Source organism: Pseudonocardia sp. OZ21 (assembly GCF_059359135.1).
Genome location: NZ_JCADBN010000001.1, coordinates 526,271 through 546,700, shown reverse-complemented (window position 1 = coordinate 546,700; position 20,430 = coordinate 526,271). Strand labels below are relative to the sequence as shown.

Below are 20,430 nucleotides of genomic sequence, written 5' to 3'. Positions count from 1 at the left end.
AGGCGAGCGTGGGCCCTCTGGATTCTGATCGTCCGCATGGCCTAACGTCGCCTCACGTGACCGAGCGCCTGGCTTCGCCTCCGCTCGTCGGCAGGGACGATGACCTCGCTCTGCTCACAGCGGCGCTCGACGGGGTGCAGCAGGGCCGGATGGCCACGGTCTTCCTGGTCGGGGACGCAGGCGTCGGCAAGACGCGGCTGGTTCAGCACCTCGTCGGTCGTGCCGACCGGGTGGGCGCCACCGTGCTGCTCGGTGGCGCCACCGACATCGCGGAGAGCCCGCCGTTCTGGCCGGTCGCCTCGGCCCTGCGCGCCCTCCTGCGATCGGCGCGGGGCGAGGAGGTGCAGCGGCTGCTGGCGCCGTGGGCCGACCAGCTCGACGAGCTGGTGGCGCTGAGCCCCGCCGTTCCCGCGCTGGCGGCCCAGCAGGCGCGCGTGCAGACCCTGGAGCTGCTGCATCGCGTGGTGCTGCGCCTCGCGGCGCGCTCGGTGGTGGTGCTCGTCGTGGAGGACCTGCAGTGGGCCGACCGGTCCACCCTCGACCTGCTCGCCTACCTCGTCGCGAACCTCGCCGACGAGCGGGTGCTGGTGGTCGGGACCTACCGCACGGAGGAGGCCTCGGACTCGTCCCCGGCGCGCACGATGATCAGCGAGCTCCGGCGCCACCGCCAGGTGCGGTGCATGGAGGTGGAGCCGCTGGAGCGGAAGGCGGTGGCGGAGCTGGTGCACGCCCTCGCCCCGGGCCGGACGGACCTGGTCGAGCTCGTGTGGAAACGCTCGGCCGGCAACGCGTTCATCGCTGAGGAGACCGTGCGCGCCGCCCTCGAGGGGGACCCGACGGGCCTGCCGACGACGCTGCGCGAGCTCGTGCTGTCGCGCGTCAACCGGCTGTCCGAACCGGCGCTGCGCGCCGTGCGTGCCATCGCGCTGTGCGACGGGCCGCTGCCGCACCGGCTTCTCGACACCGTGCTGGACGGCGGCGGACCGGACCTCTTCGGCGCCCTGCGGGAGGCGGTGAACGCGGGCGTCGTCGTGGTCGACGACGGCGTGGACGGCTACCGGCTCCGGCACGGGCTCATGACCGCCGTCGTCATCCGGGAGCTGCTGCCGGGTGAGCGGATGCACCTGCACCAGCGCTATGCCACGGCGCTCGAGGCCCCGTGGGCGCGCGAGCTGCCCGGCGTGGACGCCCGGCTCGCCCACCACTGGCAGTCGGCAGGCGACACACAGCGCGCGGCCGCCGCCACGGTGGCGGCGGCCGAGTCGGCCTACCGGGTCCGCGGCTACGCCGAGGCGCACCGCCACTGGCTGCGGGCCGCGCGGTTGGCCGGGGGGCTGTCCGCGGCCCCCGTCCCGCGCACCATCTGCCTGGAGCGGGCCGCCGAGGCGGCCCACCTCGCGGGCGACGCCGACCAGGCCGTCGCGCTGCTCGGCGAGCGGCTCGACCTGATGGAGACACCGCACCGGCCCGGCGACCTCGACGAGGCGCTGCTGCACGCCCGCACCGGCCAGTACCTCGTGGCGGCGGGCCGCGGCGCGGAAGCCGCCCTTGCCTTCGGCCGGGCCACCGCGGCGCTGCCCGCGTCCGGTTCGGATCGCGAGCGGGCCGAGGTGCTCGGCGGCCACGCCTCGGCGCTGTGGACGGCGGGGGACTTCGCTGCCGCGCAGGTGGCCGCCGAGCGGGCGCTCGAGCCCGCCCGGCGGATGGGGCTCGCGGTCGAGGAGGCCAGAGCGCTCGCGACGCTCGGCTTCAGCCTGGCCTACCGGGAGGACCCGGAGGCGGGGGAGGCGGCCCTGCGTGAGTCGCTCGCGGTGGCCGAGCGGGCCGGTGAGCCCCGGGAGATCGCGCGGGCCTACCGCAGCCTCGCCGAGCTGCTGTCCGGGCCGCTCAACGAGCTGGACCGCGGCGTCGAGATCGCCCGGGCCGGGATCGACCGCGTCCACGCGCTGGGACTGGACCGCAGCGCGGGCGTCGGACTGATCTCCGTGGCGGCCAACGGCCTCTTCCGCCTCGGGCGCTGGGACGAGGCGGACGCGGCGATCGCCGAGGCGTGGGAGGTCGCGCCCAGCGGCGCGGAGGCTCTGGAGCTGCGGCTGTCCCGGGCCCGGCTCGACATCGGGCGCGGGCGCTTCGCCGCTGCGGAGGACGACCTCGAAGCCGTGGAGGTGCTCTCGGCGAGCACCATCGGCCCGCGCTACCGCATCCCGCTGCTGACTCTCCGTGCCGGGCTCACGATGTGGCAGGACCGCCCGGACGTGGCGCTGGACCACGTCGCCGCGGGCCTGGACGTCGTGGAGCAGGGATCGGACGACGTGTGGCTCGTCGCCCCGCTGGTCTGGCACGGAGCCAGAGCGCGTGCCGAGCTCGCCCGGCTGGGCCTGCGCCGCGCCGAGGACGGCATCGGCGCCCGGTTGCGCCGGCACGCCGCGGAGCTGATCCGCAACTCGGAGTCGTCGGTGCCCGCGGTCCGCGACATGGTGCTGGGGTTCGTCCAGATGTGCGAGGCCGAGGACGGGCGGGCGCTGAAGCGCTCCGACCCGCAGGCGTGGGAGCGCGTGGCCGAGTTCTGGGAGTCGCGCAACCAGCCCTACCCCCGGGCGTACGCCCACCTGCGCAGGGCCGAGGCGCTGCTCGCGGTCCGCGCCCAGTCGGTGGCGGCCGCCGAGGCCCTGCGGCATGCGGGGCACCTCGCCCGTGAGCTCGGGGCCGAGCCCTTCATGGCGGAGGTCGTCGACCTCGCGGAGCGGGCCCGCGTGCGGATCGACGCCCCGGCACCGACGCCCCAGCCCGTGCCGGTCCCCGCGCCGGTGGCGTCCGTGGCCCCGGCCGAACAGGAGGACGAGCTGGCCGCGCTGACGGCCCGTGAGCTCGAGGTCCTCGCGGAGCTGGCCGGCGGCCACACCAACCGGGAGATCGCCGGGCGGCTGTTCATCAGTGAGAAGACCGTCGGGGTCCACGTCAGCCACATCTACGCAAAGCTCGGGGTGCGCAGCCGCGTGCAGGCCAGCGGGATCTGGCTGCGGTCGGCGGCCGGCCGTGGAGGGAAGCGGGCGGCCGGCGGCCCGTAGCTCCGGGGCGCCTCCGGTGGTGTCGGGCGACCGCCGTCACCGGGCCGTCACGGGGCCGTGGGCGCGAGCGCGCCGTCGTCGAAGGTGCGCCGCACGCGGTCGATGAGGCGGGCCCGGCTCGGCCCGAGGCTCCCGATCGGGATCCCCGTGGCCCGTGCCACCTCCGCGTACGGCCGCGGCTCGTCCGCGAACAGCGCGTTCATGATCGTCCGGCCGCGCGGGGGCAGCGTGCCCACGATCCGCCAGAGCCGGGCGGCGGTGTCGGCGTCCACCACCTGCTCTTCCACGCCAGGGTCGGCGGTGGGCACCGCGTCCATCTCGAGGGCCACCGTGCCCTGGCCCTCCCGCAGGATCCGCAGGCACTCACGGGACGCGGTCGTGGACAGCCAGCCGCCGAGCCGGTCGGGGTCGCGCAGCGAGCCCAGGTGCTCCACCAGGCGGAGCCAGGTGCGCTGCTCGGCGTCGCGGGCGTCGGCGTCCTGCAGCCGGTAGTTGCGCACGACCGCCGTCACGAGACCGCGGTACCGGCTCACGATCTCGGCCCACGCCCGGTTGTCGCCCTCTGCGGCCAGGGCGACCAGCTCGGTGTTGCGGAGGTCCTGGGTCGTCGGTGCGGTGGACGCGGTCATCGCCGGCTCCTTCGTCACTGGGTACGCGATCAGCGTCGAGGGATCCGGCTCCGATGTCGTCAGGACAACGCCCTAGGAGGGCTCCGTAGGACCCCCTAGATCGGTGACAGTTGCGGCAGCCGCCGTATCACCGGCTCCCACCCGTGACTCATCCCGCGGTCCGACACCGCTCGCCGTTCGATCCGGGGGGCCGTAGCAGGACGACAGAGCCGGGGGGCGACGACGGGAGCGATGGGAATGAGCGTGATGACGGCCGAGGCGAACGGGACGAGACTGGTCGCGACGGGCCCGACCGGGACGGGACCCGCGCTGCCGGGACCTGCCGCGGCGTGCCGGGCGGCGTCGAGATCGGCGGCCAGGGACGACGAGCCGGCCGGGACGGCCGCACCCGCGCCGCGCGCGGCGGCCGCGATCGAACCGGTCACCCCGGAGGCGATCGTCCACGTGCTGTCCCGGCTGCAACCGGGCGCGGACGCCGGGCGGCCCGGCGAGGGCGCAGGCCCGGTCAACCGGCTGCTCGCCGAGGTGGTGGAGGCGGCGAGCATCGACGGCGACCTGGCTCCCGACGGCGAGTACGTCACCGTGCTGGTCACGGAGCTCGCGAAGCGGTACCTGCGGGCCGTCAGCTGCCACGCCCGCGGGCTGGCCGTGGCCCGGGCATGGCAGGAGATCCTCGACCGGTGGGACCCGGCCACGGCCGACCCCGCCCGGATCACCCTCGCGGCCGGTCTCACCATCGTCGGCCACGATCTCCCGTCGTCCGTCGTGAGCGCCTGCACGCTGCTCGGGCGTACCCCCGGTCCCGCCGAGCGCGCAGCCGTGCAGCTGATCGTCGCGTTGGTCGCCGACGTGCTGCGGGAGACGGCGGCGGCCACGGCGCTGCCCGACGCCACCGCGGGCGGCGGTCCGCGCCTCCTGCTGTCCCGCAACGACGCCTGGCGGCAGGCCGAGGTCCTGTGGGCCGTGCGCGGGCGCCCGTCCGAGGCCGAGAAGGAACGGGCGGCGATGGACTGGCGCGCCGGCCTCGTCGTCCGGGGGCTGCTCGCCACCCCCGGCTGCTGACCCGCCCCGCACCCCTCCCCGCCTCGGCCGGTCGTGGGGAGGGCAGGAAGAATCGCCCCGTGTGAACGCCGTCCCCTCCGGCCTGGTCGTGGTCGACAAGCCCCCCGGTATGACCTCGCACGACGTCGTCGCCCGGCTGCGCCGGATCCTGGGCACCCGCAAGATCGGGCACGCGGGGACGCTCGACCCGATGGCCACCGGCGTGCTCGTCTGCGGCGTCGGACGCGGCACGAAGCTGCTCGGGCACCTCGCGCTCGACACGAAGGCGTACACGGCCACGGTGCGTCTCGGCGCGGCGACCAGCACGGATGACGCCGAGGGAGAGGTCATCGCCACGGCCGACGCCACGGCCGTCGACGATGCGGCGATCGCCGCAGGCATGGCCGCACTGACCGGGGCGATCGAGCAGGTGCCCAGCTCGGTCAGCGCGATCAAGGTCGACGGCAAGCGGGCCTACGCCCGCGTGCGTGCGGGCGAGGAGGTCGTGCTGCCGGCCCGTCCGGTGACGGTGTCGCAGTTCCGGCTGGTCGCGCGGCGCGGCGACGACCTCGACGTACTGGTGGAGTGCTCGTCGGGCACCTACGTCCGGGCACTGGCCCGCGACCTCGGCTCGGGGCTGGGCGTCGGTGGTCACCTGACGGCGCTGCGCCGCACCCGTGTCGGTCCGTTCACCCTGGAGCCCGCGCGCACGCTGGAGGAGCTCGAACAGAGCTCCGCGCTGACGCTGTCGCTCGACGAGGCCGTCGGCGTGGCGTTCCCGCGCCGCGACCTCGACGACGCACTCGCCGGTGACATCACGCATGGCCGCCCGCTCCCTGCCGCCGGGGTGGGCGGCACCTACGGCGTCTTCGCCCCGGACGGCCGGGCGCTGGCCCTGGTCAGCGAGCGGGGCGAGCTGGCCCGCCCGGTGGTCGTGCTCGCGCCCGCGTAGGGCGGGTGGGTGTCGCCGGCGGGTGACCGAGGGGCCGCGGAGGGCGTTCCGTAGGCTCGTCCCGTGCAGCGCTGGCGGGGGCTCGAGGCCGTGCCGAGTGGCTGGGGACGCAGCGTCGTCACCGTCGGCGTGTTCGACGGGGTCCACCGCGGCCACCAGCAGCTCATCGGCCGTGCGGTGGAGCGTGGACGGCAGCGGGGGCTCCCCACCGTGCTCATGACGTTCGACCCCCACCCCGCCGAGCTGATCCGCCCGGGCAGCCACCCGGCCCGCCTCACCAGCCTCCGGCGCCGGGCCGAGCTGGTGGCGGGGCTGGGTGTCGACGCGTTCTGCGTGCTGCCCTTCACCGCCGAGCTGGCCCGCACGGCCCCCGCCGAGTTCGCCCACGAGGTGCTCGTGGAGCGCCTGCACGCGGCGGACGTCGTGGTCGGGCGCAACTTCACCTTCGGGCACCGGGCCGCGGGCGACGTGGCGTTGCTCGCCGAGCTGGGGCAGCGGTTCGGGTTCGGGGTGGAGGGCCTCGACCTGATCACCGACGACGGCATCACGTTCTCCTCCACCTACATCCGGGCCTGCATCGACGCGGGCGACGTGGAGGCGGCCGCCGCGGCGCTGGGCAGGCCGCACCGCATCGAGGGCGTGGTCGTGCACGGCGATCAGCGCGGCCGCGAGCTGGGCTTCCCCACGGCCAACCTGTCCACACCGCCCTTCACCGCCCTGCCTGCCGACGGCGTCTACGCGGGCCGCTTCGGGATCGACACCGTCGACGGGGGGAGCAGGCTGCTCCCGGCGGCGATCTCGGTGGGCACCAACCCCACGTTCTCCGGGCGCGTGCGGTCCGTCGAGGCCTACGTGCTCGACGTCGAGGAGGACTTCTACGGGTTCGAGGTCGCGCTCGACTTCGAGCACCGGCTGCGCGGGCAGGAGCGCTTCGACGACGTGGACGCGCTCATCGGCCAGATGAACCGCGACGTCGAGCGCACGCGCGAGCTACTGGGCTGACGTCCGTGGTGGGTGCGGGAGTTTCCGCGTTCGGCCACGGGGCCGGTGCTCGAGGTGCCAGCATCCTGGGCATGGCTGAGCCAGGTGCAGACGCGCTGCGGTCCCGGATGGCGGGCAACCGCGAGCGGCAGCGGGAGCTCTACGGGGCGCCGCTGGGCGACCACGTCCGCAGGCTCACGTCCACGCTGGGCATCTCGCAGTCCCGGCTCGCCCGCACCCTGGGGATCAGCCCGGCGATGCTCAGCCAGCTGGTGAGCGCGCGCCGGGTGAAGATCGGCGACCCCGCGGTGCTCGCCCGGCTGCTGCTGCTCGACCAGCGCTGCCACGCCGTACGCATCCCACCCGAGCCACGCGCGGTCGACGCCCTGCTCGCCGAGGTCGCGCGGGCACGGTGGCAGTGGCACGCGCCGCGCGTCCCGGTGCAGCGAACCCGCCGGGAGCCTCAGACCGGCACGGCGGCCGCCGCCCTGCGCGGTATCGCCGAGCCTGCCCGGCTGGCTGCCGCGGCCGTGGCGCTCGGCCCGGGCTTCCCGGAGCTGGCGGAGGTACTGCGGCAGGCCGCGAGCCGGCCGGGGGCCTGACCGGTGCGCCTGTTCACCGCGCTGTGGCCGCCTGCGGAGGCCGTCGCCGCCCTCGTGGCCGCCACGGCACCGGCCGGGGCACCACCCGGATGGCGCGCGGTCGACCCGTCCACCTGGCATGTCACGCTGGTGTTCCACGGGGAGGCCGATGCGGGGGTGCTCGCCCGCGGGCTCGACAGCGCGGCAGGCGGCGCGTCCGCGCCGCGGCTGCGGATCGCCGGTGCCGGGACGTTCCCCGGCGTCCGCTGGGCCGGGGTGGAGAGCGACGACCCGGGGGAGCTGGGCCGGCTCGTCGCCGCGGCAGGCGGCGACCAGGCCGCGTTCGTCCCGCACGTCACGGTCCTGCGCACGCGGCGTCGGCCGGGCCCGGGAGCCCATCCCGACCCGCCTGTCCCGTGGGCGTCGCACCGCGGCCCCTGGTGGCGTCCCGCGGAGGTGCTGCTGGTGGCGAGCGAGCCTGCCAGGGGCGGCTCGCGCTACCGGCCCGTCCACCGCGTGTCTCTGACCGGACCGGGCAGCTGACCAGGCACCGGTACGCGCCGGAGGGCGGCACCGACGACGGGACTGTCCTGCCTGGTAACGTGGGGTGCTGGGTCCGGCTGCAGTCCGTGGCGGCCGGCACCGTCTCCCGGTGTTCAACATCATGCACCGGCCTCACGGCACACAGCAACGAAAGAGGAGCACGTGGCACTCGACGCCGCACAGAAGAAGACGATCCTGGACACCTACGGTGTCCACGAGGGTGACACCGGTTCCCCCGAAGCGCAGGTCGCGCTGCTGACCAAGCGGATCAGCGACCTGACCGAGCACCTCAAGCTGCACAAGCACGACCACCACTCCCGCCGGGGGCTCCTGCTGCTGGTCGGCCGTCGCCGCCGGCTGCTGAAGTACCTGGCCTCGGTCGACGTCGCGCGCTACCGATCCCTGATCGAGCGCCTCGGCCTTCGCCGCTGACCTCCCGTCGTCCCGGGCCACCTGGCTCTCCGAGCCCCGTGGCCCGGGTCGGCACCACAACTCCACGACGCCACGCCTCCGGTAGCTGATCCGCCGGTCCTCGGTAGTGGCTCCCGGGCCGACGTACACGTGGCCCCGGGGGCTTCGATCGAAGACCGGCTCGGCCGAGGATCCTCCCGGTGTGGGCGTGGGGTCTCCCTCTGAAAGAGGAGATGTCCACTTCATGACCGATGCCCATACCGATTCGGCGGACAACGTCCACGAGACCACCGCCGTCATCGACAACGGGAGCTTCGGCTCCCGCACGATCCGGTTCGAGACCGGGCGCCTCGCGCGCCAGGCCGCCGGGTCCGTCGTCGCCTACCTCGACGACGAGACGATGCTGCTGTCCGCCACCACGGCGTCCAAGCATCCCAAGGAGCACTTCGACTTCTTCCCCCTCACGGTGGACGTCGAGGAGCGGATGTACTCGATCGGCAAGATCCCCGGCTCGTTCTTCCGCCGCGAGGGTCGTCCCAGCACCGACGCGATCCTGACCTGCCGCCTGATCGACCGGCCGCTGCGCCCGTCGTTCGTCGACGGTCTGCGCAACGAGATCCAGATCGTGGTCACGGTGCTGTCGCTCGACCCGCAGGACCCCTACGACGCACTGGCGATCAACGCCGCGTCGGCGTCCACGCAGCTCGCCGGGCTGCCGTTCTCCGGCCCGATCGGCGGCGTCCGCGTCGCGCTGATCGACGGCCAGTGGGTGGCCTTCCCGCAGTACGAGGACCTGCAGCGCGCCGTGTTCGACATGGTCGTCGCAGGTCGGGTCGTCGGTGACGACGTCGCGATCATGATGGTGGAGGCCGAGGCCACCACCGGGACGATCGAGCTCGTCGCCGGGGGCGCCCAGGCGCCCACCGAGGACGTCGTCGCAGCCGGCCTGGAGGCGGCCAAGCCGTTCATCCGGAGCCTGTGCGTGGCGCAGCAGCAGCTGGCCGACGTCGCCGCCAAGCCCACGGGCAACTTCCCGACCTACCCCCCCTACCAGGACGACGTGTTCGAGGCCGTGGCCTCCCACGCGTCGGACGACCTGGCCCAGGCGCTCGCCATCGGCGGCAAGCAGGAGCGCGAGTCGCGCCTCGACGAGGTCAAGGCCGCTGTGCTCGACAAGGTCGGCCCGCAGTTCGAGGGACGCGAGAAGGAGATCGGGGCGGCGTTCCGCTCGCTCAACAAGAAGCTGGTCCGCCAGCGCATCCTGCGCGACCAGGTCCGCATCGACGGGCGCGGCATCACCGACATCCGGCCACTGTCGGCCGAGGTCGAGGTCGTTCCGCGGGCCCACGGTTCGGCGCTGTTCGAGCGCGGCGAGACCCAGATCATGGGTGTCACCACGCTCAACATGCTCCGCATGGAGCAGCAGATCGACTCGCTCGGCCCGGAGACGCACAAGCGCTACCTGCACCACTACAACTTCCCGCCGTACTCGACCGGTGAGACCGGCCGGGTGGGCTCGCCGAAGCGCCGCGAGATCGGCCACGGTGCGCTGGCCGAGCGGGCACTGCTGCCCGTGCTGCCCACGCGCGAGGAGTTCCCCTACGCCATCCGGCAGGTGTCGGAGGCGCTGGGCTCCAACGGTTCCACGTCGATGGGCTCGGTCTGCGCGTCCACGATGTCGCTGTACAACGCCGGTGTGCCGCTGAAGGCGCCGGTTGCGGGCATCGCCATGGGCCTGGTGAGCGACGAGGTGGAGGGCCAGACCCGCTACGTCGCGCTCACCGACATCCTCGGAGCCGAGGACGCGTTCGGCGACATGGACTTCAAGGTCGCCGGCACCGCCGAGTTCGTCACGGCGCTGCAGCTCGACACCAAGCTCGACGGCATCCCGTCCGAGGTGCTGGCTGCGGCTCTGTCGCAGGCCAAGGACGCGCGGCTGACGATCCTCGAGGTCATCGGCGAGGCGATCGACCGCCCCGACGAGATGAGCCGCTACGCCCCGCGCGTCGTCGCCATCAAGGTCCCGGTGGACAAGATCGGCGAGGTCATCGGCCCGAAGGGCAAGATGATCAACTCGATCACCGAGCAGACCGGTGCCGACATCTCGATCGAGGACGACGGCACGATCTACGTCGGCGCGTCGGACGGCGACTCGGCGGAGGCGGCGATCGGCATGATCAACGCCATCGCCAACCCGCAGCTGCCGAAGATCGGTGAGCGGTTCCTGGGCACGGTGGTCAAGACCGCCGCGTTCGGTGCCTTCGTGTCGCTGGTGCCGGGCAAGGACGGCCTGGTGCACATCTCGAAGCTGGGCCAGGGCAAGCGGATCGCCAAGGTGGAGGACGTCGTCAAGGTCGGCGACAAGATCCGCGTCGAGGTCACCGACATCGACAACCGCGGCAAGATCAGCCTGGTCCCGGTCGGCGAGGACTCCGACAACGGCACCGCGCCGGCAGGCACGGGTGCCGACACCGGTGAGGCTGCCGACATCGACGCCACGGCCGCCGAGGTCTCTCCGAATTGACCGACGTTCTTCTGACGCCGGGGGCGGGGGCAGCTGCCCCCGCCCCCGGCGGCGTCTCCCGCACCGCGCTGCCCGGCGGCCTGCGGGTGCTCACCGAGACAGTGCCGGGCGTCCGTTCGGTGTCACTCGGCATCTGGATCGGCATCGGTTCCCGTGACGAGACGCCGCGGCAGGCCGGTGCGGCCCACTACCTCGAACACCTCCTGTTCAAGGGCACGCAGCGACGCACGGCGGTGGACATCGCGGAGCAGTTCGACGCCGTCGGCGGTGAGCTCAACGCGTTCACCGAGAAGGAGCACACCTGCTACTACGCGCAGGTGCTCGACACCGACCTCCCGCTCGCGGTGGACGTGCTGGCCGACGTCGTCACCGCCGCGACGATGGTCCCGGCCGACGTCGAGGTCGAGCGCGGGGTGGTGCTCGAGGAGATCGCGATGCGCGACGACGACCCCGAGGACATGCTCGCCGAGCTGTTCGACGAGACGATGTTCGGCGACCACCCGCTGGGCCGGCCCGTGATCGGCTCGGAGCAGTCGATCCGGGCGATGAGCCGGGAGACCCTGCACGACTTCTGGCGCGGGAAGTACACCACCCCGCGGATGGTCGTGGCCGCGGCAGGCAACCTGGTGCACTCCGAGGTCGTGGAGCTGGTGAGCGCGGCGCTGGGTGACGCGGCGGCCGCCGCTGGTCCGGTCGCCGCCGTCGGACCCCGCCGGCCCGAGCCTGCCGTGTTGCCCCCCGGCCCGCGTCTGGTGCTGCAGTCCGAGGACACCGAGCAGGCGCACCTCATGCTCGGCGTGCCGGGCCTGTCGCGCCACCACCCGCTGCGCACGGTGCTCACCGTCCTCAACACCGCGCTCGGCGGCGGTCCGAGCTCCCGGCTGTTCCAGCAGGTCCGCGAGCAGCGCGGGCTGGCCTACTCGGTCTACTCGGCCGTCACCAGCTACTCCGACACGGGCCACCTCGCCGTCTACGCCGGATGCGCGCCCGAGCGCCTCGACGAGGTCGTCGCGGTGGTGCGGGGGGTGCTCGCCGAGGTGGCGGCCGACGGGCTGACCGCGGCCGAGGTCGCCCGCGCCCAGGGCAACCTGCGCGGCGGGCTCGTCCTCGGGCTCGAGGACACCCCGTCGCGGATGAACCGACTCGGCCGGGGCGAGCTCGACCACGGCCGGACTCGCCCGGTCGAGGAGAGCCTCGACCGGATCGCGGCCGTCACGCCTGAGCAGGTGTCCGACCTGGCTCGCGAGCTCCTCGCCGTCCCCCTCACCGCAGCCGTGGTGGGGCCGTACGACGAGGAGCGGGACCTCCCCGCGTCACTGCGCTCCCTGGCCTGACCTAGCGCGCGAGCGGCCCTGCCGTCCGGACGTATCGGACGGCGGGGCCGTTCGTCCGCGTGCCAGGATCGCCCGGTGACGCCCGAGACGCTTGTCGCCGCGCTCCTGATCGTCGTCGGCATCGTCGGGATCATGCTGCCGGTGCTGCCCGGGTTGATCCTGGTGCTCGCCGGGATCGCGGTGTGGGCGGTCCCGCGTGCCGACGCCCTCGGCTGGACGGTGCTCGGCATCGCCACGGCAATCGTCGTCCTCGGCAGTGTCGCGAAGTACCTGCTGCCCGGCCGCAGGCTGCGCGACTCCGGGGTGCCCGGCCGCACGATCGCGGCGGGGGCGGCGCTGGGCGTGGTCGGGTTCTTCGTGATCCCCGTGGTGGGGCTCCTCCTGGGGTTCGTGCTCGGGGTCTACCTCGCCGAGCTGGCGCGGCTCCGGGACAACGAGCAGGCCTGGCCGTCCACCCGGCAGGCGCTCGCGGCGGTGGGCTGGAGCGTCGTCATCGAGCTGGCCACCGGGCTGCTCGCCACGGCCGTGTGGATCGGCGGGCTCGTCATCGGCTGACGTGCTCGCCCTGATTAGTCTGCTGGGCGTGACGGAGAACGGGATCCCGGTCGGTGTGGTGGGTGCGCGCGGACGGATGGGTGCCCAGGTGTGCGCGGCCGTCGAGGCGGCGCCGGACCTGGTGCTCGTCGCTCAGATCGACGAGGGTGACCCGCTCACCGCGCTCGTCGACGCCGGCGCGCAGGTGGCCGTCGACTTCACCCATCCCGGCGTGGTGCTCGACAACGTGCGCTTCTGCGTCGAGCACGACATCGCCGCCGTGGTGGGCACCAGCGGGTTCGACGAGGCGAAGCTCGACGTGGTGCGCGCGCAGCTCGCGGAACGGCCGGGGCACGTGCTCGTCGCCCCGAACTTCGGCATCGGTGCCGTGCTGTCCATGCAGTTCGCGCGGCAGGCGGCGCGGTTCTTCGAGTCCGTCGAGGTGATCGAGCTGCACCACGCGGGCAAGGTCGACGCCCCGTCGGGCACCGCCGTGCACACGGCGGCGCTGATCGCCGCGGCACGGGCCGAGGCGGGCGCGGGCCCGCTGCCGGACGCCACCACGAGCGAGCTGCCGGGCGCCCGCGGGGCCGACGTCGACGGCATCCACGTGCACTCCGTGCGGCTCCCGGGCCTGGTGGCGCACCAGGAGGTCATCCTGGGCACCACGGGGGAGACCCTCACCATCCGCCACGACTCGTTCGACCGGGCGTCGTTCATGCCCGGCGTGCTGATGGCGGTGCGTGCGGTGCGCGACCGCCCCGGCCTGACGGTGGGCCTGGACGACCTGTTGAGCCTGACCTGAGGGTCCCCCGCGTCAGGGGGCCAGCTCCAGGTCCAGTGAGCCGGTGATCCGCACCTCGCGCAGCTCGCCGTCGCCGGTGTCGAGCACGCGGACCGTGCCGTCGGGCTCCCAGCCTGCACGGGCGTAGAACCGGCACGACGCCTCGTCGGCCTCCGGCACCCAGGCCAGCCCGTAGAGCGCGCCGGAGCGGCGCAGCGCCTCCGCCGCCGTGGCGAGCAGCCGCCCGCCGTGGCCGCGCCTGCCCCACCGCGGCTCCACGAGCAGGGCGCTGATCTCCGCCCAGGCTTCCGGGCCCAGCGTGGGCTCGCTGGTCGGTGTCGACCGCTCCGGCGGCGCGGCGGGCGCGGCGGCGCAGAACCCGACCGTCCACTCGCCCTCGGTGGCCACGAGCACGTGGTGGTCGTCGCCTGCCTCCAGCGCCGCCGTCCACGCCTGGTGCGCGGCCTCGCTGCGCAGCTGGGCGAGCGCCGCGGGCGGGACGAGCGTGGCGTAGGCGGCCTCCCAGGTGCCGGCCTGGATGCGCACGATCTCCTCGACGTCGGCGGCGGTGGCGAGGTGGACGGTGGCGGTGGCCATGCGCGCCATTCAAGCCGGAGACCCGGACCAGCACGCACACCGGGTGGCCACCGTGCACACCGCCGGACATGTGTGCGGTGGTCAGGATGTGTGCACGGTCATCCGGTTTCGCCGCGACATCCGGTTGTTGGCTATGGCAACGTCTGACCGGTGGACACCGCCGTCACTCCTCGCCCGCCCGCCCTCGCCTGGGTGGCGCTGGGCGTCGTGTACGTGCTCTGGGGGTCCACGTACCTCGGCAACCGCCTGATCATCGCCGACGTCCCGCCGCTGTTCGCGGGGGGCGCCCGGTTCCTCGTCGGGGGAACGCTGCTCGCTCTGGTGGTGCTCGCCGTCGCGGGGCGCGGGGCGTTCCGGATGACCCGGCGGCAGCTCGCCACCATGGCGCTGTCCGGGCTGCTGCTGCCCGCGTGGGGCAACGGGCTCGTGACGCTGGCGCAGCAGAAGGTGGCGTCCGGCCTGGCCGCCCTGCTCATCGCCGCGGTTCCGCTCTACATCGTGGTGCTGCGCGCCCTCACCGGCGACCGGCCGCGGCCCGCCACGCTCGCCGGTGTCGGGGTGGGGGTGGCGGGGCTCGCGATACTGGTGCTCGCCGGGCCGTCCGGCGGCTCCGGCGGCGTGCAGGGCAGCGCCTGGTGGGGGCCGTGGCTGGTGTTGCTGGCCGGGCTCGGCTGGGCGACGGGCACGTTCGCGACCACCAGGCTCCCCGTGCCGGCCAACCCGTTCGCGCTGGCCGCGGGCCAGATGTTCGTCGGCGGCGCGATCCTGATGACGGTCTCGCTGGCCTCCGGTGACCGCCTCGACATCGGTTCCGTGTCGGCCGTGGCCTGGTGGGCGTGGGCCTACATGGCCGTGGTGGTCTCGCTCGCCGCGTTCGGCGCCTACGCGTTCGCACTGGCGTCGCTGCCGGTGTCGACGGTGGCCACCTACGCCTACGTCAACCCGGTGATCGCCGTCCTGTTGGGGGTGCTCGTCGTCAACGAGCGGTTCTCGGCGCTCCAACTCGTCGGTGGTGGGGTGGTGCTGGTGGCGGTCGTGCTGGTCATCGCGGCGGAGCGGCCCCGGAAACGTCGGGGTGAACTGGCACCATCCGGGGCGTGACGTTCCCGTCCCCCGAGATGATCGGACCTGCCGAGACCATCGGACCGGTCGAGACGATCGGTCCCGCCGCCGCGCAACGGGCCGTCCTCGCCGCCCAGGGCTTCGCCGACCCACGCCCGTCCGGTCCGGTCACGCGTCGCCACCTGGTGCGCACTCTCGGCCGCATCCGGCTCTTGCAGCTCGACTCCGTCAACGTGGCCGTGCGGGCGCACTACATGCCGCTGTACAGCCGGCTGGGGCCCTACCAGCTCGACCTGGTCGACGAGGCCGCCTGGTCCCACTCGGCGCGCAGGCCGCGCCTGCTGGCCGAGTACTGGGCCCACGAGGCCAGCCTGCTCCCGGTGGAGGACTGGCCCCTCCTGCGTGCCGGGGCGAAGCGCGACGGCTGGTGGCGCCACTACGGCGCGCTGGTGGAGAGCCACCCCGGCCTGGTCGACGACGTGCTCGCCGCGGTCAAGGAGCTGGGCCCGATCGGTGCGGGCGCGCTCGAGACGGCGCTGGGCGGCCAGACGCGGCCGCGCCCGCCCGGCGCGTCCTGGTGGGAGCGGTCCGACGTCAAGCGCATCTGCGAGTACCTGTTCGGCATCGGGGCGCTCACCACGGGCACGCGCCGCCACTTCCAGCGGCTCTACGACCTGCCGGAGCGGGTGCTCCCGCCCCACGTGCTCGCGGCGCCGCCGCCCTCACAGGAGGACGCGGCCCGCGCCCTGGTCCTGCGCTCGGCGTCGGCGCTGGGGGTGGCCACCGAGACCGACCTGCGCGACTACTACCGGCTCGCGCCCGCCCGGAATCGCGCGGCGCTGCTCGCGCTGGTGGAGGCGGGGGAGCTGGAGCAGGTGGAGGTGCGCGGCTGGGCGCGTCCGGCCTACCGGGTGCCGGGCGCGCGCGTCCCGCGCCGGATCACCGGGCGGGCGTTGCTCGCCCCGTTCGATCCGCTCATCTGGGAGCGCGGGCGCACCGAGCGGATCTTCGGGTTCCGCTACCGCATCGAGATCTACGTGCCGGAACCGAAGCGCGAGTACGGCTACTACGTGTTCCCGTTCCTGCTCGACGGGGAGCTGGTGGCCAGGGTCGACCTCAAGGCCGACCGCCGCGCCGGGGTGCTGCGGGTGCAGGGGGCTTTCGCCGAGCCCGGGGTCGGGGTGGCACGGGTGGCGGCCGAGCTGGCGGGGGAGCTGCGGGAGATGGCCGCGTGGCTCGGCCTCGACGACGTGGTGGTGGGCGAGCGGGGCGACCTCGTCGTCCCGCTCGCCACCGCGCTGCGCTGACATCCGTGTCCGCGGTGCCGGGCGCCGCAGCACCCGTCACCGCGGACAGCCGCCGTGGCGGCTCGTCAGACGGCCACGGCGGCCCGCGTCACGAGCACGTCACCGCTGCCGGTCCGGCCGCGTACCTGCAGCGTGGCGGGCCGTTCCGGCGCCACCTCGGTCACCTCCAGGTCGCTGGTGGCCCGGCCCGACCCTGACGTGAGGTCGAGCTCGGCGCCGACCCCGGGGTGCACACCGATGCGCAGCCCGCCGGAGCCGGTGGTGAGATCCAGATTCCCGCTGCGGGCGTCGGCGATCACCACGTCGCCGGAACCGGTGCGTACCCCGAGGTCGCCTGCCACCTCGCCCACCGCCACGGTCCCGCTGCTGGCCCGGATCTCGGCGGGGCCGCCGGTGGCGGCCACCGACACCTGGCCCGACCCGGTGCGCACCCGCGTGCGGCCGCTCACCGACCCGAGCTCGACGTCGCCGGACCCGGTGGTGACGTCCGCGTCGCCGGCCACGGCGGCCACGGAGATCTGGCCGGAGCCGGTGCGCACGCCCGCCCACCCGGCCCGCCCGGTCACCCGGATGTCGCCTGCGCCCGTGCGGGCGGCGAGCCGCGAGCCGGCCGGGGCCGACACGGTGATCGCCAGTGGCACCACGCGCAACGGGAGGTCCTGCGAGGAGCGGACGATGAGCCGCCTGCCCGTCTCCGACCAGGTGATCTCCGCCGCCCGGACGGCCTCCGCCGCCAGCTCGTCGGCGCTACCGGCCCCGCCCGTGCCGCCCGGCCCGCCGGGACCGCCGAGCCAGCTGATGATGCCTGTGAGCCCCTGGGTCCAGGTGTTGCCCGCCGACGGGTCGTGGCGCACCTCCACCCGCACGTCGCCCGCGCTGCCCTCGCCGGTGCCCCCGACCTGCTCGTCGAGATGCACCCGGATCCGGCCGACGTCCACCGTCAGCTCCAGCTCGGCGGTGCCGTCCACCGGCCAGCTCTGCTGGCGCACCAGCTCCGCGGCAGCGCTGGGCTCGTCCTTCGCGAAATCCACCATGTCGCTCACCCCTCGACCCATCCGCGCAGGCGCCGCTCGTCGCGTTCGCCCGGCCCCCCGCTGCGGCGTCCGGAACGCCGCCCGCCCCCGGCCAGTGCTCCTTGCACGGCCTGCGCCACCCACGAGTTGAGTGACACGCCCTGCGCGGCCGCCGCCTGCTCGGCCTGGTTCTTGATCTGTTCCATCATCCGGAGCGTGATCCGGCTGATGTCCCCGGCGTCGGCGCCACCGGTGAACCCGCGGAAGGACGGCGGCTCCTCCGGGGCAGGTTCGGCGGCCGGGTCGGCGGTGACCGCGACGCGGACGTCCCGGCCGTCGAGGCGTACCTCGACCACGCGGTCCGGCAGTGCGGCGGTGACCTCGGCCGCGAGGTCGGAAAGCGCGTTCATGAGGGCCAGCCGGGCGGCCGGCTCGATGGCGGCGCCGAGCAGCGCGGCGGTGCGCTGCGTCTGCTCGTCACCCGCCCCGGCTGCGGAGGCGAGATCCTCCCGCAGCTGCGTGACGTACTGACTGAGATCCATGACATCACTGTGGCGTCATCCGTGACGCCAGTCAAGGGATTCTATGGCGTCTCGGCGGTCCTGAGTGGTGTCACGGAGTTCCGTCGGAGGGCCCGGTTACGCTGCCGCCATGCCGCAGATCGTGCCGCTGGGCGTCCAGCTCGTCGCCAAGACCGAGTTCGTCGCCCCTGAGGGCGTGCCGTGGAGCACCGACGCCGACGGGGGTCAGGCGCTCGCCGAGTTCGCCGGGCGTGCGTGCTACCAGTCGTGGAAGAAGCCGAACCCGGCCACCGCCACCAACGCCGGGTACCTGCGCCACATCCTCGAGGTCGGCCACCTGTCCGTGCTCGAGCACGGCACGGTGAGCTTCTACCTCACCGGCGTCTCGCGGTCGCTCACCCATGAGCTCATCCGCCACCGGCACTTCTCCTACAGCCAGCTGTCCCAGCGCTACGTCCCCGAGCGCGACGCCGCGATGGTCGAGCCCGACGTCATCGCGGCCGACCCCGAGCTGCACGAGCTGTTCACCGAGGCAGCGCAGGCGTCCGTCACGGCCTACGAGCGGCTGCTGGAAGGGCTGGAGAAGCGGTTCGCCGACGTCCCCAACGCCACGCTGCGGCGCAAGCAGGCGCGCCAGGCCGCCCGCGCCGTGCTGCCCAACGCCACCGAGACCCGCATCGTGGTCACCGGCAACTACCGGGCATGGCGGCACTTCATCGCGATGCGGGCCACCGAGCACGCCGACGTCGAGATCCGCGAGCTCGCCATCGAGTGCCTGCGCCAGTTGCAGCGCGAGGTGCCCAACGTGTTCGGCGACTTCGACATCGCCACGCTGGACGACGGCTCCGAGATCGCGTCCAGCCCGTTCGTCACCGAGGGGTGACCAACGCGCGGGCCGACCCCACGGAGCCCGCGCGCCGTCGACGGTCGGTGGACCGCATCGGTCCGGCGGCCCTGGTCGTGGCCCTGGCCGCCGTGCCGTGGGCCTGGTTCGTCGTGCGGGACGCCTTCGGGACGGTCACCGACGTCCTCGCGATCGTGCTCCCGGTGGTGGCTGCGGCGCTGGTCGTCGCCGCCCTGGCCGTTGCGGTGCGCTGGGCCGTCGACGCTGGCTGGTGCCCGCGGCGTCGGCGCTCGCGGTGGGCGTCACCGCGGTCGTCGGGCCCTGGTTGCCTGCCGACGCCGGTGCGGTCGCACCGGGCCACGCGGTCACGGTGGTGGACGCCAACGTGATGGACAGGCCCGACTCGGCGGGCGATCTCCTCGCGGTGCGCCCCGACGTCCTGGTGATGTCGGAGATGACCGGCACGCCGGCACCTGCCCTGGAATCTGCCTACCCGTACCGCGAGCGCACCCTCGGCGGGCCGCAGGTGGCCGTCTACAGCAGGTTTCCGATGCGGGTGCTCGAGACGCCGGCCCCCGACCTGCCCGGGTTGCGGCTGGAGGTGACCGGTCCGCAGGGCCCGTTCGTGCTGTACGCGCTGCACGTGCCGCGGCCCTGGTTCACCACCGAGGGTGCCTACCAGGCCACCGTCCCGGAACACCATCGCATCATGGTGGCGCTCGCCGGGCGGGTGGCCGGGGAGACCCGGCCCGTCGTCGTCACCGGTGACCTCAACACCCCCGACCGCAGCCGCGACTACCGGGAGATCCTGCGCGACGGCGGGCTCCTCGACGCGATGCGCGACGGGTGGGGCGGCCACACCTCCACCGGGCAGTGGACATCCTTGCTGCTGCGCATCGACCACGTCCTGGTCAGCTCGGGGTGGTGCGGCGACGACGCGCGGCGGATCACCCTCGCAGGCTCCGACCACCACGGGGTGGCCGCCGCCGTCGGCCCGTGCAACGGCGAGGGGGAATAGGGTCTGCGCGATGAGCCTGGCGAGCAGTGAGCGTGCCGCGATCAGCGACGAGCTGGAGCGGGTGGGGCCTGACCGGCCCACCCTGTGCGAGGGATGGACCACCCGGCACCTGCTGGCCCACCTGCTGGTCCGCGAGCGGCAGCCGTGGGCCGCGCCCGGCATCGTGGTGCCCGCGCTGGCCCCGCTCACCGAGCGGGCGATGCACGGCTACGACCACACCCCGTGGGGCGAGATGGTCGGGCAGCTGCGGGCCGGGGCGCCGGTCTGGTCGCCGTACCGGATCGAGCGGCTCGACGAGGTCGCCAACGGCGTCGAGTTCTTCGTCCACCACGAGGACATCCGTCGTGGCGAGCCGGGCTGGGAGCCGCGGGCGGCCGACTCGGCCCGCGACGCCCGCCTGTGGGCCGCGGTCACCCGGATGGGCCGCACGCTGTACCGGCGCACGCCCACGGGGATCGTGCTGCGCCGGCCCTCGGGCGAGCAGCACGTCGTCAAGACCGGTTCCGGGGTGGTCACGATCGTGGGCGAGCCGGGTGAGCTCGTCCTGCACGCGTTCGGGCGCGACGCCGCGCGCGTCGAACTGGAGGGCGACACCGCGGACGTCGCGGCGGTGGCCGCGGCGCGGCGCGGCGTGTAGCCGGGGCGTCACGGGGGCCGCTCGCACGCCACCGTCGCCTGCCCGGATG

Annotated in this window: 20 protein-coding genes; 16 read left to right on the top strand and 4 right to left on the bottom strand. The window is 74.3% G+C overall.

Annotated elements, in window-relative coordinates; all coding sequences use genetic code 11:
* Nucleotides 1–56: 56 nt before the first annotated feature.
* Entirely contained in the window at nucleotides 57–3,068 is a 3,012-nt protein-coding gene (locus AC5L35_RS02675) for a helix-turn-helix transcriptional regulator (protein ID WP_495057883.1), read from the top strand.
* Between the two features lie 47 nt (nucleotides 3,069–3,115).
* Here AC5L35_RS02675 and AC5L35_RS02670 read toward each other — a convergent pair whose 3' ends face one another.
* Entirely contained in the window at nucleotides 3,116–3,697 is a 582-nt protein-coding gene (locus tag AC5L35_RS02670) for an RNA polymerase sigma factor (RefSeq protein ID WP_495057882.1), read from the bottom strand.
* 237 nt (nucleotides 3,698–3,934) lie between these two features.
* Between AC5L35_RS02670 and AC5L35_RS02665 the strand changes: the two genes are divergently transcribed.
* The 10 genes from AC5L35_RS02665 (at nucleotide 3,935) to dapB (ending at nucleotide 13,403) form a co-directional block, all read left to right on the top strand.
* Entirely contained in the window at nucleotides 3,935–4,759 is an 825-nt protein-coding gene (locus AC5L35_RS02665) for a DUF5995 family protein (protein ID WP_495057881.1), read from the top strand.
* A gap of 61 nt (nucleotides 4,760–4,820) precedes the next feature.
* A complete protein-coding gene (truB, locus tag AC5L35_RS02660; protein ID WP_495057880.1) occupies nucleotides 4,821–5,690 on the top strand; it encodes a tRNA pseudouridine(55) synthase TruB in 870 nt (289 codons plus the stop codon).
* Nucleotides 5,691–5,753: 63 nt separating this feature from the next.
* Entirely contained in the window at nucleotides 5,754–6,692 is a 939-nt protein-coding gene (locus AC5L35_RS02655) for a bifunctional riboflavin kinase/FAD synthetase (protein ID WP_495057879.1), read from the top strand.
* 71 nt (nucleotides 6,693–6,763) lie between these two features.
* Nucleotides 6,764–7,273 carry a helix-turn-helix domain-containing protein gene (locus AC5L35_RS02650; protein WP_495057878.1) on the top strand — a complete coding sequence of 170 codons (510 nt, stop codon included), beginning with the start codon at nucleotides 6,764–6,766 and terminating at the stop codon, nucleotides 7,271–7,273.
* A gap of 3 nt (nucleotides 7,274–7,276) precedes the next feature.
* Nucleotides 7,277–7,795 (top strand): 2'-5' RNA ligase family protein, encoded by a 519-nt coding sequence (locus tag AC5L35_RS02645; RefSeq protein WP_495057877.1) that lies wholly within the window; start codon nucleotides 7,277–7,279, stop codon nucleotides 7,793–7,795.
* Between the two features lie 162 nt (nucleotides 7,796–7,957).
* Nucleotides 7,958–8,227, top strand: coding sequence for a 30S ribosomal protein S15 (gene rpsO, locus AC5L35_RS02640; RefSeq protein WP_169396364.1), 270 nt, complete (start codon nucleotides 7,958–7,960; stop codon nucleotides 8,225–8,227).
* A 223-nt stretch (nucleotides 8,228–8,450) separates the two neighbouring features.
* Nucleotides 8,451–10,730, top strand: coding sequence for a polyribonucleotide nucleotidyltransferase (locus tag AC5L35_RS02635; protein ID WP_495057876.1), 2,280 nt, complete (start codon nucleotides 8,451–8,453; stop codon nucleotides 10,728–10,730).
* Complete coding sequence (locus AC5L35_RS02630) at nucleotides 10,727–12,064, top strand: M16 family metallopeptidase (protein ID WP_495057875.1); 1,338 nt, start codon at nucleotides 10,727–10,729, stop codon at nucleotides 12,062–12,064. The genes AC5L35_RS02635 and AC5L35_RS02630 overlap by 4 nt, the downstream gene beginning before the upstream one ends.
* A gap of 75 nt (nucleotides 12,065–12,139) precedes the next feature.
* Nucleotides 12,140–12,619, top strand: a complete 480-nt coding sequence (locus AC5L35_RS02625) for a DUF456 domain-containing protein (protein WP_495057874.1) — start codon at nucleotides 12,140–12,142, stop codon at nucleotides 12,617–12,619.
* Between the two features lie 19 nt (nucleotides 12,620–12,638).
* Nucleotides 12,639–13,403, top strand: coding sequence for a 4-hydroxy-tetrahydrodipicolinate reductase (gene dapB / locus AC5L35_RS02620; protein WP_495058077.1), 765 nt, complete (start codon nucleotides 12,639–12,641; stop codon nucleotides 13,401–13,403).
* 12 nt (nucleotides 13,404–13,415) lie between these two features.
* Here dapB and AC5L35_RS02615 read toward each other — a convergent pair whose 3' ends face one another.
* Nucleotides 13,416–13,979, bottom strand: coding sequence for a GNAT family N-acetyltransferase (locus tag AC5L35_RS02615; protein ID WP_495057873.1), 564 nt, complete (start codon nucleotides 13,977–13,979; stop codon nucleotides 13,416–13,418).
* Between the two features lie 150 nt (nucleotides 13,980–14,129).
* Here AC5L35_RS02615 and AC5L35_RS02610 point away from each other — a divergent pair, with 150 nt between their 5' ends.
* Together AC5L35_RS02610 and AC5L35_RS02605 are read left to right on the top strand one after the other, a co-directional pair.
* Nucleotides 14,130–15,080 (top strand): EamA family transporter, encoded by a 951-nt coding sequence (locus AC5L35_RS02610; RefSeq protein WP_495057872.1) that lies wholly within the window; start codon nucleotides 14,130–14,132, stop codon nucleotides 15,078–15,080.
* Between the two features lie 17 nt (nucleotides 15,081–15,097).
* Nucleotides 15,098–16,348: a winged helix-turn-helix domain-containing protein gene (locus AC5L35_RS02605; protein WP_495058076.1), complete on the top strand. Its 1,251-nt coding sequence runs from the start codon at nucleotides 15,098–15,100 to the stop codon at nucleotides 16,346–16,348.
* A gap of 65 nt (nucleotides 16,349–16,413) precedes the next feature.
* On the opposite strand, the gene AC5L35_RS02600 is transcribed toward AC5L35_RS02605, so the two are convergent.
* Together AC5L35_RS02600 and AC5L35_RS02595 are read right to left on the bottom strand one after the other, a co-directional pair.
* A complete protein-coding gene (locus tag AC5L35_RS02600) occupies nucleotides 16,414–17,382 on the bottom strand; it encodes a DUF4097 family beta strand repeat-containing protein (protein ID WP_495057871.1) in 969 nt (322 codons plus the stop codon).
* A 5-nt stretch (nucleotides 17,383–17,387) separates the two neighbouring features.
* Nucleotides 17,388–17,903: a toxin-antitoxin system HicB family antitoxin gene (locus AC5L35_RS02595; protein WP_495057870.1), complete on the bottom strand. Its 516-nt coding sequence runs from the start codon at nucleotides 17,901–17,903 to the stop codon at nucleotides 17,388–17,390.
* A gap of 109 nt (nucleotides 17,904–18,012) precedes the next feature.
* Here AC5L35_RS02595 and thyX point away from each other — a divergent pair, with 109 nt between their 5' ends.
* From thyX to AC5L35_RS02580, 3 genes are all read left to right on the top strand, one after another.
* Nucleotides 18,013–18,765 carry an FAD-dependent thymidylate synthase gene (gene thyX, locus AC5L35_RS02590; RefSeq protein ID WP_495057869.1) on the top strand — a complete coding sequence of 251 codons (753 nt, stop codon included), beginning with the start codon at nucleotides 18,013–18,015 and terminating at the stop codon, nucleotides 18,763–18,765.
* Nucleotides 18,766–18,997: 232 nt separating this feature from the next.
* Complete coding sequence (locus AC5L35_RS02585) at nucleotides 18,998–19,744, top strand: endonuclease/exonuclease/phosphatase family protein (protein WP_495057868.1); 747 nt, start codon at nucleotides 18,998–19,000, stop codon at nucleotides 19,742–19,744.
* Between the two features lie 10 nt (nucleotides 19,745–19,754).
* Entirely contained in the window at nucleotides 19,755–20,381 is a 627-nt protein-coding gene (locus tag AC5L35_RS02580) for a TIGR03085 family metal-binding protein (protein ID WP_495057867.1), read from the top strand.
* Nucleotides 20,382–20,430: the final 49 nt, after the last annotated feature.

Bases quoted from the DNA above. Each gene is read 5' to 3' on its own strand.
- AC5L35_RS02605 (WP_495058076.1), top strand. From the start codon at position 15,098: ATGATCGGACCTGCCGAGACCATCGGACCGGTCGAGACGATCGGTCCC.
- AC5L35_RS02635 (WP_495057876.1), top strand. From the start codon at position 8,451: ATGACCGATGCCCATACCGATTCGGCGGACAACGTCCACGAGACCACC.
- AC5L35_RS02600 (WP_495057871.1), bottom strand. From the start codon at position 17,382: ATGGTGGATTTCGCGAAGGACGAGCCCAGCGCTGCCGCGGAGCTGGTG.
- thyX (WP_495057869.1), top strand. From the start codon at position 18,013: ATGCCGCAGATCGTGCCGCTGGGCGTCCAGCTCGTCGCCAAGACCGAG.
- AC5L35_RS02670 (WP_495057882.1), bottom strand. From the start codon at position 3,697: ATGACCGCGTCCACCGCACCGACGACCCAGGACCTCCGCAACACCGAG.
- AC5L35_RS02665 (WP_495057881.1), top strand. From the start codon at position 3,935: ATGAGCGTGATGACGGCCGAGGCGAACGGGACGAGACTGGTCGCGACG.
- AC5L35_RS02595 (WP_495057870.1), bottom strand. From the start codon at position 17,903: ATGGATCTCAGTCAGTACGTCACGCAGCTGCGGGAGGATCTCGCCTCC.
- AC5L35_RS02650 (WP_495057878.1), top strand. From the start codon at position 6,764: ATGGCTGAGCCAGGTGCAGACGCGCTGCGGTCCCGGATGGCGGGCAAC.
- AC5L35_RS02580 (WP_495057867.1), top strand. From the start codon at position 19,755: ATGAGCCTGGCGAGCAGTGAGCGTGCCGCGATCAGCGACGAGCTGGAG.
- AC5L35_RS02615 (WP_495057873.1), bottom strand. From the start codon at position 13,979: ATGGCCACCGCCACCGTCCACCTCGCCACCGCCGCCGACGTCGAGGAG.